General features: G+C 41.9%; 12 protein-coding genes. 6 read left to right on the top strand and 6 right to left on the bottom strand.

Features of this window, described 5'->3' with window-relative positions; translation table 11 throughout:
* Window positions 1-132 precede the first annotated feature (132 nt).
* Complete coding sequence (locus Q0R88_RS15775) at window positions 133-714, bottom strand: hypothetical protein (RefSeq protein WP_295717785.1); 582 nt, start codon at window positions 712-714, stop codon at window positions 133-135.
* A 584-nt stretch (window positions 715-1,298) separates the two neighbouring features.
* On the opposite strand from Q0R88_RS15775, the gene Q0R88_RS15770 reads away from it, so the two are divergent.
* Window positions 1,299-2,747, top strand: a complete 1,449-nt coding sequence (locus tag Q0R88_RS15770; RefSeq protein WP_295717784.1) for a serine hydrolase — start codon at window positions 1,299-1,301, stop codon at window positions 2,745-2,747.
* A gap of 221 nt (window positions 2,748-2,968) precedes the next feature.
* Here Q0R88_RS15770 and Q0R88_RS15765 read toward each other — a convergent pair whose 3' ends face one another.
* Window positions 2,969-3,475, bottom strand: a complete 507-nt coding sequence (locus tag Q0R88_RS15765; protein ID WP_295717782.1) for a DUF6702 family protein — start codon at window positions 3,473-3,475, stop codon at window positions 2,969-2,971.
* Window positions 3,476-3,512: 37 nt separating this feature from the next.
* Between Q0R88_RS15765 and Q0R88_RS15760 the strand changes: the two genes are divergently transcribed.
* A complete protein-coding gene (locus Q0R88_RS15760) occupies window positions 3,513-4,103 on the top strand; it encodes a HupE/UreJ family protein (protein ID WP_295717780.1) in 591 nt (196 codons plus the stop codon).
* Window positions 4,100-6,439, top strand: coding sequence for a M1 family metallopeptidase (locus tag Q0R88_RS15755; protein WP_295717778.1), 2,340 nt, complete (start codon window positions 4,100-4,102; stop codon window positions 6,437-6,439). Before Q0R88_RS15760 ends, Q0R88_RS15755 begins: the two co-directional genes overlap by 4 nt.
* A 323-nt stretch (window positions 6,440-6,762) precedes the next feature.
* Here Q0R88_RS15755 and Q0R88_RS15750 read toward each other — a convergent pair whose 3' ends face one another.
* Window positions 6,763-7,857, bottom strand: a complete 1,095-nt coding sequence (locus Q0R88_RS15750) for a hypothetical protein (RefSeq protein ID WP_295717777.1) — start codon at window positions 7,855-7,857, stop codon at window positions 6,763-6,765.
* A 276-nt stretch (window positions 7,858-8,133) separates the two neighbouring features.
* Between Q0R88_RS15750 and Q0R88_RS15745 the strand changes: the two genes are divergently transcribed.
* The 3 genes from Q0R88_RS15745 (at window position 8,134) to Q0R88_RS15735 (ending at window position 11,494) form a co-directional block, all read left to right on the top strand.
* Complete coding sequence (locus Q0R88_RS15745; RefSeq protein WP_295717775.1) at window positions 8,134-8,790, top strand: hypothetical protein; 657 nt, start codon at window positions 8,134-8,136, stop codon at window positions 8,788-8,790.
* Window positions 8,791-8,885: 95 nt separating this feature from the next.
* Window positions 8,886-9,203 (top strand): hypothetical protein, encoded by a 318-nt coding sequence (locus Q0R88_RS15740; RefSeq protein ID WP_295717773.1) that lies wholly within the window; start codon window positions 8,886-8,888, stop codon window positions 9,201-9,203.
* A 104-nt stretch (window positions 9,204-9,307) separates the two neighbouring features.
* Window positions 9,308-11,494 carry a TonB-dependent receptor gene (locus Q0R88_RS15735; protein ID WP_295717771.1) on the top strand — a complete coding sequence of 729 codons (2,187 nt, stop codon included), beginning with the start codon at window positions 9,308-9,310 and terminating at the stop codon, window positions 11,492-11,494.
* A gap of 142 nt (window positions 11,495-11,636) precedes the next feature.
* Here the strand turns inward: Q0R88_RS15735 and Q0R88_RS15730 are convergent, their stop codons facing one another.
* From Q0R88_RS15730 to Q0R88_RS15720, 3 genes are all read right to left on the bottom strand, one after another.
* A complete protein-coding gene (locus tag Q0R88_RS15730) occupies window positions 11,637-12,434 on the bottom strand; it encodes a polysaccharide deacetylase family protein (protein ID WP_295717770.1) in 798 nt (265 codons plus the stop codon).
* Complete coding sequence (locus Q0R88_RS15725) at window positions 12,415-13,383, bottom strand: glycosyltransferase family 2 protein (protein WP_295717769.1); 969 nt, start codon at window positions 13,381-13,383, stop codon at window positions 12,415-12,417. The genes Q0R88_RS15730 and Q0R88_RS15725 overlap by 20 nt, the downstream gene beginning before the upstream one ends.
* Window positions 13,384-13,674: 291 nt before the next feature.
* A complete protein-coding gene (locus Q0R88_RS15720; RefSeq protein ID WP_295717767.1) occupies window positions 13,675-14,844 on the bottom strand; it encodes a glycosyltransferase family 87 protein in 1,170 nt (389 codons plus the stop codon).
* Window positions 14,845-14,900 lie beyond the last annotated feature (56 nt).

Here is a 14,900-nt window from a genome sequence, read left to right as displayed (position 1 = left end):
ATCTTCAATTGGTTTCTCCCCCATTAGCGCTCTCTCATTAGCGCAAGTGTTGTGTGGCGCCTGTGGGTTAGGTCACTTGTGATTTTGGTAATGAAATATATCAATTAGCGCATGTCAGCCATCGCTCAAAATCTATCGGGGTATAACAACAGTATTTGACCAGATTAGATTATTGGTATCGGTTTCAGTGAATTTTTTTGAGGCATCAAAGGTTAAAAGCTGCTGTTTATTTACAAATTTGAAAATTCCTATACCAAGTTTAAATGGAGTGTTTGCAGCAACTTTATTTTTATTGTATACCATTGTAATACTAAACCATGTGTAACGGTGCGGAGCAATAAACTCCACTTTTGTAACATCACTACTGCAGGAATTTTTCCAAATACGGAGTTTTACGTCGTCTGTTTTTAATATATCGTACCACGCACATGATTTGTTTAAATATTTTAACGTATCATTTGAATTATTACTCACCTTTAGGCGGCATGAGAGATAAACCATGTTTGATGGAAAACTGGGATCAGTACTTGCACTTACCGGTTTTCCAATTTCTTCCTGGGAAATTGTTACAATATAGTTTTTCCGGTCTTCGCTTGTTAAGGTACCCGTAAACTGTTGAGTTGTTTTTTGCTTAAATGATTTTATATATACTGCACCATTCTTCCAGTAAATGAATAAAACGGCAAAGACCACAAGGAATGCTAACTTTTTCAATTTGATAAGGTTTTCGATATGAGTTCTGCAAGTTACAATTTTTATAAAATCAAAAAAGATTCAATTTAATGGATGTACTTGCACTACCTTAGAGAGTAAGTCTGGTGTGGCTGCCTGCAGAGTAGGGGACATGTTATTTATTGAAGGGTATATTGTGAAGCACAGGTCCGCCATGGCTAAAAACCAACATACAAGAGCTATGCTAAAAATGGGTATGCGATTATGAAGAGAATGAGCCGGTTAATCTCCGCATACACCCCATATGCAAAGTCTACGATATAAAAGATGTACAGCATAATGTCTACCCGTCCTGTGGGATGCCAAAATAAATTCGGCACGACTTTGGTTTTAATGTAAGATAATCTGCAATGAAAGTTTCCCTCCGATCATAAGGAACTTTTTTCAATACCCCATATGCAAGGGCAATTAACAAATCAAAACTTTTCCTGTGTGTTGCGCTGTTTTTTGATTTTTTATAAAATTTAATTTTGTTTTAATTTTTATTTCGGAATTTAATTCTAAATTTGAATCTAAAACAGCGATCTTGTTTGTAGGTCTAACTAAAATAAAACCTTATTTACTATATGAAAACTTCCAGATTATTTGCTTTACCCTTGTTATTATTAGCGCAATTAAACGTTTCTGCTCAAAACAGTACCAAAGAAAAAATAACACAGGTAGAGAACGGGTTGTTTGGAACCACACAAATAGAAGGCGAAGCACTCTGGACTATCCGGGAACGGATGGCTTACTATAAAGTGCCGGGTTTAAGCATCGCGGTTATTCAAAATTACCGTGTAGTTTGGGCTAAGGGATACGGCTTCGCTAACGATAGCTCCAAAACTCCGGTAACTACGCAAACGCTTTTCCAGGCTGGATCTATCAGCAAATCATTAAACGCAGTGGGGATACTTAAACTGGTGCAGGATAAAAAGCTGGATCTGTATGCTGATATCAACGCTTATTTAACCGATTGGAAATTTCCGTACGATAGTTTATCAAAGGGCAAAAGGATAACCATGGCCAACCTGTTGAGCCATAGTGCCGGCTTAAATTTACAGGGCTTTGGGGGGTATCTGCCAGGAAAACCGCTGCCAACTATAGTACAGGTACTTAATGGCGAGAAGCCCGCCAATTCCCCGCGTGTACATTCGATGTTCGAACCGGGGCTCCGGTTTCAATATTCGGGCGGGGGGACTATTATTTCGCAACTGATGGTGATGGATATAACACATCGCAACTATGCCGAATATATGAAGAACGAAGTGCTTATGCCACTGGGCATGAAAAGCAGCACCTTTGCCCAGCCGCCTGTGGATGTAAATCCGGCGTTGCTTGCCAATGCTTATAATATGGCCGGCAACCCCGTGCCTGGCAAATTTCATGTCTATCCCGAACAAGCGGCCGCCGGCTTATGGACAAACCCTACCGATCTGGCAAAATACGTTATAGAAATACAGCTTGCTTATGCGGGTAAATCAACAAAGGTACTAAAACAGGCCACGGCAAAATTAATGCTCACCCCTTATATTGGAGGCTTTCCCGGCCTTGGCGTGTTTATTAATAAACAGGATGGTATAACATATTTTAGTCATCCGGGAGTAGATGCAGGATTCCATAGCAATTACACAGCCAGCGTGGAAGGCGGTAATGGTGTAATAGTAATGGTTAATGGCGACAATGATCAGCTGCTTGCAGAAGTGACAAATAGCGTGGCGAAAGTTTATGATTTTAAAGGCATTTTTAAGATCAACGTTAAAAAAGTAATAGCACTGCCTACCGATCGGTTGCAAACCTATACCGGCGAATTTGAATTGACTCCACAACGTGTTTTAACCATATTTACGGAAGACGGACATCTGTATCTAAGGGCCACCGGAGAAACAAAGCGGGAACTTTACGCACAATCGGAAACAAGATTTTTCCTGAGAGATCTTCCATACGAACTTGAATTTTTACCCGATACAACAGGCAAGGCTAAGCTGGTTTTGTATGCCGATGAAGGAAAACATGACTTGAAGAGGATAAAGTAGGATAGGTGGGCTTGGGTGTTTATGATACGACTGAGGTGAATATTATCCCTTTTTGTCATCCTTGAGCGATAGCGAAGGATCTACTCTCAGCCATGCCTCTTCGCTCTGTACAGTTTGCAAATAGATGCTTCACTGCGTTCAGCATGACAAACAGGTTTTATCATACTAAATCAATCCAACCATCATCTGCATATCTGTAATCTAAAATCTGCACATCTGAATTAAAATTCAAATCCCGCATCACTCTCCGGGTTATCAAGCTTGGTGCTTTTGCGCTGGCCGCCTACGGTTACGTGGAGCATATTGATTTGTTCGGGGTGTTCGGCAAAAAGAATATCATCATGGATTTCCACTTTTTTTACCTTGCTGATGCCTTTTACTTCAAAATAAATCCAGGCGGCATCTTCCTGTATCTCGTAGCCAACATAGCTTAAATTGAGTGCTTTGCCATCGGTTTTAATGGCCAGGTGCTTTTTAATGTAATCATTAAGCTGCTGGTTCATTTTGGTTTTGTCCTTGGGGTGCACAATATCAATCGGGCTTTTGTATTGTTTTTCGAGGGTGCGTTCCAGGTCGTCATAAAAAATGCGACAGCTTACTTCAACGCTTTGGTTTTTGGCGTTGTGGTTAATTTCGGTAACACTTACAAAAAATGGGTGGAAAAAGCTAAGCCAGCTTATGATGATCAACTGCAACATGGTATCGCCCGGGTGTTTTATTTTCAGCAAAAAACGTTATTTTTATTGGCAATTGCGAATTAACTCAATGACTGACTTTTCATTATACTTCCAGTTAGGATGGCAACACATCTGTAACTGGGAGGGGTACGACCATATTTTATTTGTAACCGTGCTTTGCGGTACCTACCTCCTGGCCGACTGGCGCAAGGTACTGGTACTAGTTACCGCCTTCACTATCGGGCACTCTATCACGCTGGCTTTAAGCGTGTTAAATGTAATTCATATCAATACTTCGCTTATTGAATTTTTAATTCCTGTTACCATAGTTTTCACCAGCTTAGTTAATGTGCTCAATAAAAAGCGCACGGCAAATACCATGCGGCTTAACTACTCCCTGGCACTTTTTTTCGGGCTCATCCACGGTATGGGCTTCTCTAACTATCTTAAAAGTTTGCTGGGCAGCAGCAGTAATATCACCGCGCAGCTGTTCGCTTTTAACCTTGGGTTGGAGTTTGGGCAGGTTTTAATTGTAATATCTGCGTTACTTATCTCTTATTTGTTAATCAAATTTGCCAAAACACCACAGCGCGACTGGACGATGTTCCTGTCGTCGGCTATATTTGGAATTGCTTTTATAATGTGCGTTGAACGTTTTTTTCTAATTAAATACAGATGAATAAATTTTACCCGGCTTTATTTTCCTGCCTCTTATTAGCCTCGGCTTCCTGGGCGCAACATGACAACAACCCCGGCTCAAACCACGGTAACCGTTTTGAGCAATTGGGTACTATGCTTAACACGCCTAACGGCTATCGGTCGGCATCAGGTGCCCCTGGTCCGCATTATTGGCAGCAAAAAGCCGATTATGAGATCAACGCTACCCTTAACGATGACAAACAGCGTTTGGATGGATCAGAAACCATCACTTATACCAACAACTCGCCCGATGCACTAACTTACCTGTGGTTGCAGCTTGATGAAAATCAACATAAAAAAGATGCTGAAGGCACTACCACCAGCGAGAGCAAAATGCAGGGCAAAATGAGTCTGCGCCAGTTACAGGGCGTAATGGGCCATAACCTTGATTTGGGTAACCATATTGAAAGTGTAAAAGATGCAAACGGTGGTACGCTTACCTATACCATCAACGAAACCATGATGCGCATTGAGCTGCCTGCAACCCTGGCGCCGGGCGCAAAATTTAAGTTTAAAGTTAACTGGTGGTACAATATATCCGACAGGATGACCATCGGTGGTCGTGGTGGGTATGAATATTTCCCAGAGGATAATAATTACCTGTATACCATGACGCAATGGTACCCAAGGATGGCTGTTTACAGCGATTTCCAGGGATGGCAAAACAAACAGTTTATGGGCAGCGGCGAGTTTGCTTTAAACTTTGGCGATTTTAAGGTGAACATTAACGTACCTGCCGATCATGTGGTAGGTGGTACCGGTCAATGTTCCAACTACGCGCAAACCTTAACTGCAGCCCAGTTTAAACGCTGGAACGCGGCGCAATCTGCAACCTCGCCGGTGGAAGTGGTAAATTTAGATGAAGTAAAAAACACCATGAAAGGCCATGCAACCGCCCGTAAAACATGGGCTTTCCATGCCGAAAACGTGCGCGATTTTGCATGGGTATCATCACGCCGGATAGTATGGGATGCCATGAGCACCCAAATTGAGGGTGGTAGAAAGGTAATGGCGATGTCGTACTACGGTCCCGAAGCTTACCCGCTTTACCGTAAATATTCAAGTAAGGTTGTTGCGCATACTATACGTACATATTCAAAACATACCATCCCTTATCCTTACCCGGTTGCTATTTCGGTAGAGGCTGCAAACGGCATGGAGTACCCGATGATCTGCTTTAACTATGGCAGGGCCGAAAAAGATGGTACTTATAGCGAAGCCACCAAGAACGGGATGATTGGTGTAATTATCCACGAGGTTGGTCACAACTTTTTCCCGATGATTGTTAACTCTGACGAGCGCCAGTGGACCTGGATGGACGAAGGCCTGAACACGTTTGTACAGTACTTGACCGAGCAGGAGTGGGATCCTAAATTTCCTTCATCGCGCGGACCGGCTTACAAGATTGTGGATTACATGAAAATGCCGAAAAATCAGCTGGAGCCTATCATGACCAACTCAGAAAACATTATCATGTTTGGTCCTAACGCTTATGCCAAACCGGCCACCGCGTTAAATGTATTGCGCGAAACCGTAATGGGTCGCGAGTTGTTTGATTATGCTTTTAAGACTTACGCCAAACGCTGGGCCTTTAAACACCCAACGCCAGAGGACTTGTTCCGCACCATGGAAGATGCCTCGGCGGTTGACCTGGACTGGTTCTGGCGCGGATGGTTCTTCGGAACCGAGCCGGTGGACGTATCATTGGATAGCGTAAAATACTACCGTTTAAATACCAAAAATCCGGCTGTTGAAGGCAGTGTTGACCGTGCTCAGTTTGATCGTAACCTGGAGAACATCAGCACCACCCGCAATAAAGCAGCAGGAACCCGTTTCGCGGTAGAGGCTGATACTTCATTGCAGGATTTTTACAGCAAATGGGATCGTTTCGCGGCAACGCCAATGACCACCAAAAGCTACCAGGATATGTACAGTGCTTTAACTCCCGACGAAAAGAAGTTGTACGATAGCAAAAGCTATTTTTACGAGCTCACCTTCAGCAATAAAGGCGGCCTGGTGAGCCCGATAATCATCGAGTGGACTTATGCCGATGGCACCACGGAGATAGATAATATCCCGGCTTACATCTGGCGTAAAAACGAATTTAAGGTGAGCAAGGTATTTGCCAAAACAAAAGAGGTAAAATCCATTAAGCTTGACCCATACCGCCAAACGGCAGATATTGACGAAGCCAACAACAGCTGGCCAAGAGAATACGCCCCATCAAGGTTTGAACTGTTTAAACAACAAAGCCTGCCACGCGGCGCCACATCAGGCACCAACCCGATGCAGGAAGCCAGGAAAGGCGGACAATAATATTGAAGCCCTCAACGTAAGTTGGGGGCTTTTTTGTGGAGTAATTTATGAGTGATGATGATCTCCATGACCAAACCTTTTCACAGTCCGCATAGCGGACGGCCAATATATTAGCAACGGGTTTTAACCCGTTGACCAGGAATATCACAAGCCAATAGTTCCATAGGAACGACCCATGTATATGCGCCGAACCTACGGTTCTCTCTATCCCTCGTTTGCTTTTTCAACGGGTTTCAACCCGTTGTTGCAAAATGTTTCAGGGCTACGCCCTTGGGAATTGGTTAGGCTGAAAACACCGACCACAGGCTGTAATGATAAACTACCTACAATTCATAAGACGACTTCCTACTAATCTCCACCACCAGATCCTTAATTACTTCCCGACCGCTTTTCCATCGCTTTAACCGGTTAGCCTGTTGAATTTCCGACCTTGTTTTAATTTCGTGATCTGGGTGGTAGTAATCCTGCATGATAGCCTTCATGGCGTTATGGATGTCATGAACGCTTCCATTTAACAGGAGGTCCGGGTTGTTTTTAACCAGGTCGGCCAAGGCGGCTGCCATGCTGGTGGCGTAATAAGGGCAGTCCCAATCATGTCGATACGGGTTATCGCCTTTAATATTTACCTTCTGTAGCGGGTGCGAAAGATCTTCAACTATTTCTGCTATGGCATCACCAAATACGTTAGAATATTCTGCGATAAAGTGATGCCACCAGCGTGGGTGGTGCGGCAGTTCTTTGAGTAAAGTATCACAAACCATCACGCGCCGGGGGAAATCGGGATTTGCAGGATCCATGATCACCAGGGATGTCCCAAAATGACCTTCTATTAACGAATGCCTGCTGAAGATTACAAAGAATTGAGGCTGGGTTTCACCTGCCTCATGCATTTCGGCTGTAAGCGCTTTTGCATCGTGTAAGCGCTCTTCCAGGAATCCACGTTTGAAGAGCACATGTAGATTGCCTGCTGATTTTGCCGTGCAGTGCTTACTGTGTTCATCAAATACGTTCCCGTTCGCTGGCCGGCTGGTAAAATGATTGCCGCTATTATAGCGAATTTCTTCTGATCCGGTGGGGTAGGTGCTGATTTCCGCGGTATCACCTGCTTCGGTTTGCTTGTTAGGATGAACCGAGCGGAATGGAACATGCATGCGTTCACTATCCATCCTGCGGGCAAGGTTATAGATCCGCTGCTCTGTGAAAGCCAATAAGGGATCTCCGCTAATTGGGTCAAAGTAAACACCCCGCGCGCGTCGACCTAAATGGCAGGCGATGGAACGATTTTTTAACAATTGCTGAATTGGGTGACGCGTATTCAAAAAGAAATCCCGCAACGCGTCATTTGCCAAATACTCATCCAACGGCTGATCAAACTGGAGCAGCGTTTTATCCTCATGGTTCTGGACCCAAGTATGCAAAAAATGATACACCTCCCACTCGAAACAACGGTTGGCTGCTTCTGCTATTTCTTTAGTGCACGTGTATTGTTGCATGAACTTCCCGGGGGTATGATAATAGACTGTGTTTATTGTATATTACAGTTGTATGAAGTTCGATGCCAATACAAGTAAGCGTCGTATATCTTCTAGGCCTAATATAATGTAAATAGTTGAGTTGTGAGGCTTTGATAAACCGTAAAGTCGAGCTTGCGGCTTTTATTTTTTTCTTATCTTGTATCCACTAAATAAAACCTTATGCCTCAGCACCCTAAAAACAAAATCGCTCCCCGGCACGACGGCGAAAAGCTGGAGATTTATACCCTAAGGGATTGGAAAGAATACGTAGGCGAATCGTTGCTGATTGTGTTCAGCGTGTTTTTGGGATTGGTTTTTACCGAGTTTATCAACAGCCGGCATGAAAAGAGCGAGACAAGAGAACTGGTAAGCAACATCAGGGCCGAGCTGGATAAGAATAAGCAGTTTACCATTGAGCAGTATGCCTATGACCAAAAGGTTTTAAAATCTATCGATTCGGCTTTGGCCGATCCTAAATTGCAGGCCAGGATTGTGACTAACGATGAATTTCACCTAAATTACATTGCCCCGGCCGGGGTTTTGTACCGATATCTGGATAACGTAGCATGGGATGTGGCCAAGGGCCATAATATCCTTTCGAAGATCAGTTTTAAGCAAGCCGCTTTGCTCACCCGCATTTATGACGAACAAAGCAGAATAATGAAGGTAGAAGATGAAGTAGCCAAAGTGATGTTTGATCCGCAATCGCGCAAAGCGGTAAATACGCATACCACATTGATGCTGATAAAAGATAATTACCACGCCTGGGCGGTGGATAGGGCACCGGGTTTAATAAAACAATACCAGGAAGCCATTGAACTATTGAAGGAGGACTGACAAAAAATGCCGGGGTTTCGCAATGCTTTTTGTTTAATTGGCGTTAATCTATCACCTTATAAAGATTTTACGCTAAATCTCTTACATTTGCCACAATGAAATTCCTATGCTACATATCTGCCCTGGTTGTGCTGCTGCTTACAGCAAAGCCTTGTTGTGCCGATAATGATTGTGGCATCAAAAATACCATTACGCAAAATGCCCCGGCTAAATCATCACCTAAAGGGAAAGATTGCCAGGGTTGTTCCCCATTTTTTGCATGTGGCTCATGTACCGGGTTTACCGTTACCAAAGCTGTTGATCACACCTTGTTTTTATTGCCCCAAATACCCGTTAAGCATGTTATTGCTTATAATCAACCATATACCGAAGATGTTGCCCAGGCAATATGGCAACCCCCGCAGATAAGTTAATACAACCCCACCATACAGCTATGCAGCTGGCCAATTTTATATTCTATTAGCTTTAAGCTTTGTGCATTCTGCTTTTAGCTTCTACATAACTAATTTCCATATTCATGAAAAAAATCATAGTGCTTTTTACGGCACTTTTATATACCGCTATGGCGTATGCCCAGGATACGTTTAAAGCAATTATTAAAGATGCCAAAACAAACGAAACCCTGATTGGTGCAACGGCATTAATACAGGGGATCAATAAAGGGGCTACGGCCGATGCCGCGGGTTTAATTACCTTAACAAACATACCTGCCGGTAAACAAATTATTCGCTTTAGTTATATTGGGTATGATACCAGGACGGACACCTTAACGTTTCCGGTTCAACAATCTTCTCCTATGATAATTTTGCTTCAGGCTAAAGGCAAGGGAGATGGCGAGGAGCTGGGTGAAGTTACCGTTTCGTCCACCCGTAGCAGTCGCACAATTGCTAATATTCCTACCCGGGTGGAGGTGATTTCGGGTGAGGAGCTGGACGAAAAAGCCAACATGAAGCCAGGCGATATCCGCATGATGCTTGCCGAAAGTACAGGGATCCAAACGCAGCAAACGTCGGCAACCAGTAATAATTCCAGTATTCGTATCCAGGGACTTGATGGTAAGTACACCCAAATTATAAGGGATGGGTTCCCGCTTTACTCCGGCTTTTCGGGCGGTTTGGGCTTACTGCAAATAGCACCGCTTGATCTGAAACAGGTTGAAGTTATCAAAGGATCATCGTCGACCCTGTATGGTGGTGGCGCTATCGCGGGCCTGGTTAATTTAGTGTCCAAAACACCCACCGATCAAAGGCAATTAAATTTCCTTTTAAACGGTACTTCGGCATTGGGTTTGGATGCCAGTGGTTTCTATTCGCAAAAGTTTAAAAAAATGGGGGCCACCGTATTTGCAGCGTATAATCATGGTACGGCTTATGATCCTGCCCATATCGATCTAACGGCCATCCCAAAGTATAACAGGTTTACCCTAAATCCTAAATTATTCTTTTACCTGGACGATAAAACCACCCTGATAACAGGGATTAACAGCACCATCGAGAACCGTATTGGCGGCGATCTTCATTATATTGAAGGCGATGGTAACGCGCAGCACAGCTATTTTGAAAAAAATAAAACGGGCAGATACAGCACACAGGTGGAGCTCGATCATACTTTGAATGACAAGGAAAAACTGGTAGTCAAGAACAGTGTAAGTTATTTCGATAGGGCTATTAACCTGCCTGATTATCGTTTTTCAGGGGTGCAGTTTTCAACTTATAGTGAAGCAACTTACTCCCGTACAAGCGAAAAATCTGATTGGGTTGCAGGATTAAACTACCTGTCAGAAAACTTTGCTGAGGATAAAAACAATGCTTTTCCGCTGAGAAGTTATAACTACAATACCATTGGTGGTTTTGTACAAAACACCTGGAATGCCACACAAAAGCTGACAATTGAAAGCGGTTTACGCGGCGACTATCACAATCGGTATGGCTTTTTTATCCTGCCACGCATATCGGCATTGTTGAAGCTTAATTCGCATTTTTCAACCCGTTTAGGCGGTGGCTTGGGTTATAAAGCGCCTACTGTATTTACCGAGGACGCCGAACGTATCCAGTTTAGAAATGTGTTGCCTATTGATGTTAAAAATACCACAGCCGAACGATCATACGGCGCAAACTATGATTTTACTTACCGCACCGGTTTCTTTGATGATAAGGTAAGCTTTAGCATTAATCAATTGTTTTTTTATACGCGGATAGAGAAGCCTATCCTGCTTGCATCACTGCCCAATGGTAACCTCCAATACCAGCAGCCCCGTGGCGACCTGAATACAAAGGGGCTTGAAACCAATGTAAAGTTAACCTATGCCGATTTTAAGCTTTTTATAGGTTATACGCTGGCGGATGTAATGCAGCATACAGATGAGAACATCTCTGTATATCCTTTAGTATCCAAACACAGGCTGAATAACGTACTGGTTTATGAGATAGAGGATAAGTTAAAGATAGGACTGGAGGCTTACTATTTTAGTCCGCAACGTTTAAATGACGGCACTACCGGCAGGGCTTACTGGACTACCGGTTTGATGGCCGAGAAGATCTGGGACCGGTTTTCCCTGTTCATCAATTTTGAGAACCTGACCGATACCCGGCAAACCAAATTTGATACCATTTATACCGGCAGTATCACCAGCCCGGTATTTAAGGATATATATGCCCCTCTGGATGGTTTTGTTATTAACGGCGGGATTAAAATCAGGCTATAATCAGCTGCAATTTAATTTGTTAGCTACTGTGTGAACCCATCTTTTAACCTTGCAATACTTTAAAACAATTGTTAAAGATGTGTACACACAGTAGTTTGTTAGGAGGGTATTAAAAACGCAGATAAATTTTGCCACCTATAATTTAAACAACCAGCTTTAGTTTTCTTTTATCGATTGATTTTACAAACTCATCAGTGCGCATAAATTCATAGCCTTTAGATTGACCCCAAAGAATAAAATCTGCTAATCTTTTTGCCATTGCCTGGCCCGAGTTGTTGGTAATATATTTTGGCAAGCCGAATCTTTCATCATTTAGATCGGTAAATTCCCAGGGGTGAAAATACAGGTTGAGATAGCCATCCTTGGCATAGGTAATTTTGCTGAGCCACTTTAGTACCGACAGCGGCAAATTATGAAAGCTAAGCCAAAAAAGCGGAAAACGGATCAGTGGCGATACCGATGCCGGGATCTGTAACACATTTTGATCATAAAACCAGCTCCGGGGCTTTTTGAAATTATTATATCGCCCGGGTATCCATGTTGGGTTGAGGGATGAATTGTAGGTGTACCCTGCTTTTTCAATTTCACGTTCATCAACCGGCATCATCCTGGCCATCCTAAAGCCGCTTACCGTGCTTCCCGAAATCTCTTCGAGTCGTGTTTTGGACTGTTTTAGATGCGCTGTTTTAAAATCGGAATGATAATAGCTATGCGATGCTATTTCATGGCCTTCGCTTACAATTTGTTGAATAACCTCCGGTTTATGATCTGCATAATTGGCGGTGCAAAAAAAAGTAGCTTTAACTTTGGCTGATCTTAATAAATCTAAAATAATGTAAGTGCCATTGGTCGAAACTGATAATTGCTCATCGAAAGATATTTGCTTACTATACTCTAATGGCAGGTCAAATTCCTCTATATCAAACCCTAACAAGATCATTATTTACAGTTAAAAGATTAGATGACCGGATAAGATAGTTAGGGCGCCCCTTTGATTGCATGAATATTTTAGCCACATATATGCCTATGATGCTTAGTACAAGGAGTTGTAAACCGCCAAAAAAAGCAATTGTAGCTATTATTGAAGCCCATCCCGAAACGGCATAGCCAGCAGCATAACTTATTAATACATAGGGGATATATAAAATAGCCAATAACGAAACGCTTATGCCAATAGTCGTCATAAGGTATAGTGGCCTGGCGCTAAAAGCCATGATGCTCCTTACGGCAAGCATTAATAATTTAGCAAATGAATAGCTGACCTCGCCGGTATGTCTTTTTGATGGGGTATATGGGATGCCAATTTGCTTAAAGCCGGCCCACTTGATGATGCCACGTAAAAAAAGCTCATACTCATCAATAAGCTTTAATTGTTTAACAACCTTTTCATCCATTAACCTGAAATCGGCAGTTCCGTTTTCAAGTTTAATGTCCGATAGCATATTGATCCCTTTATAAAAAAGATTGGAGGTAACTTTTTGATGGATCTTAACATGTGGGTTTGCGTTTTGCCTGTAGGTGTAAACAATATCATAGCCATTTTCCCAATACTCCAGCATTTTTAGTATCAAATTAGGGGGGTGCTGCATATCGGCATCCATGGTTACTATTGCATCGCCGGTAGCCATGGTAATTCCGGCTTTAAGGGCATTGTCTTTTCCAAAGTTTTTTGAAAGTTCTATGTAAAAAACATTAGTATATACTGCGGTATTGAATTTTATTTCGTTCAGTGTGTTGTCGCTGCTTCCATCGTCAACAAAAATTAATTCAAAGTCGTAGTCGGTGGCAGTTAAGGTTTTGTTGAGGGCCTGGATAAGAAAACCTATATTATTCTGCTCGTTGTGAGACGGAATAATAACAGAAATTTTCTTTTTAGAAAGGGGGTTCATATAATATAAATTGTTTTAGGCGTAGCAGGTTGGCTTTTTTCAATTATTACTTTATCGGTATTTTCAAATTCAATGTCTGTTGGATAATGCCTGATTAAACGGTGTTTCTGTGCCTAAACGGTCATTATAAATTCCAATCAAAATTACTGCATAAATGTAAATTTTTTATTACAAAACTGCAATTTATGTATTATTTTGATTACAGATAGTGCATTGTAAACATTAAAACTGTAGGAATTTTGTACTGCAAACTAAAAGTTACCCAGGCAGCATAATAATTAGCTATGGTAATTAGGTAACCTGTAGTGGTTTAGGGTTTACGAAATTCCTGGTGATGGTTTCGTAAATGATTTTAAGCCAGATCAAAAGACAGGGTAAAGCCTTTAATTTATACGGAATAACATAATTTTCCCTGACGGATTTCGGAAAAAGATCAGACGGGGAAAGGCTGGTTAAGATGAGTGCCGCTACCAGTAAAAATATTTCTAAACGGGTAACGGGCCGGTTTAAATTCATGTACCAGATGGCAACCCCGGCAAATGCAATAATATAGGTGGGCGATTCGGAACCGCTACTAAAAATAACCGCGAAAATTAAGGCAGAAGCGAGTATAAGTAATTGATATGGTGTTGACTTGAAACAATTTATTCTTAGATACGAAATGCCAAAAATTACTATTGCAGGAATAATTACTACAGTGTTTTTGAGATTAGGATAGTTTAGGATTTTGCGCAAAAAGCCCATCACGCAAATATCCTGCATCACTGAATTTTCATTTGCTAAATTTTTATCCATGATATCAATATACCAGTCATGATAAGTTTGAATGATAAATGATGGTGAAGAAATCAGCATCGGCAGCACAAACAGCACCGCATACCAAAAAATAAAGCTTGCAATAAATTTTAGTTTGTTATCAGAGAAGAAAAAGAATGCCAGGCCAACTATTCCATACAGTTTTATAAATGTACCAAGCGCTATCATTAAGGCAGCCCAAAAATCTTGTTTTCGCTTGATGAAATTAAAGCTCAAAATAATAAAGCCGGCTATCATGGGGTTACTTTGCACGCTGGCAGATGCCGTCATTAATTCATGAGCGCATATCAGCAAAACAATAAGGTATTGATTTTCTTTTAACGGCAATAGCTGGATAGCTTTAAATAGAATAAAGGCATTAAACATTACCCATAGTATAATGCCAATGCTATCGGGCATGAAGGTAAATGGGGCAAATATTATTGAAAATATAGGGCCGTAATGATTGAGATCATAATAATGCTCTGGCTGGTAAGCATATAAATTATGCTGATGGATGGTATTTAAAAAATTGTATTTAAAAATAGTATAGTTATTAAACCCCTGGTGATTTAAAAGCTCCCGGAGAACGATAAGAAAACTCAGGCCAAACCATAAGGAAAATACAAAAGGTTTATTATAAATGAGTTTGGTTAGTTTTTGCATGATAAGGGGGTATCGTTCGGCGCAAATATAACAATCCCTCAATAATATAATACTGA

It is taken from the genome of Mucilaginibacter sp., assembly GCF_025362475.1.
Classification (GTDB): Bacteria; Bacteroidota; Bacteroidia; order Sphingobacteriales; family Sphingobacteriaceae; genus Mucilaginibacter.
The sequence above is the reverse complement of the archived record's forward strand: the minus strand, read 5'-3'. Positions and strand labels throughout refer to the sequence as shown.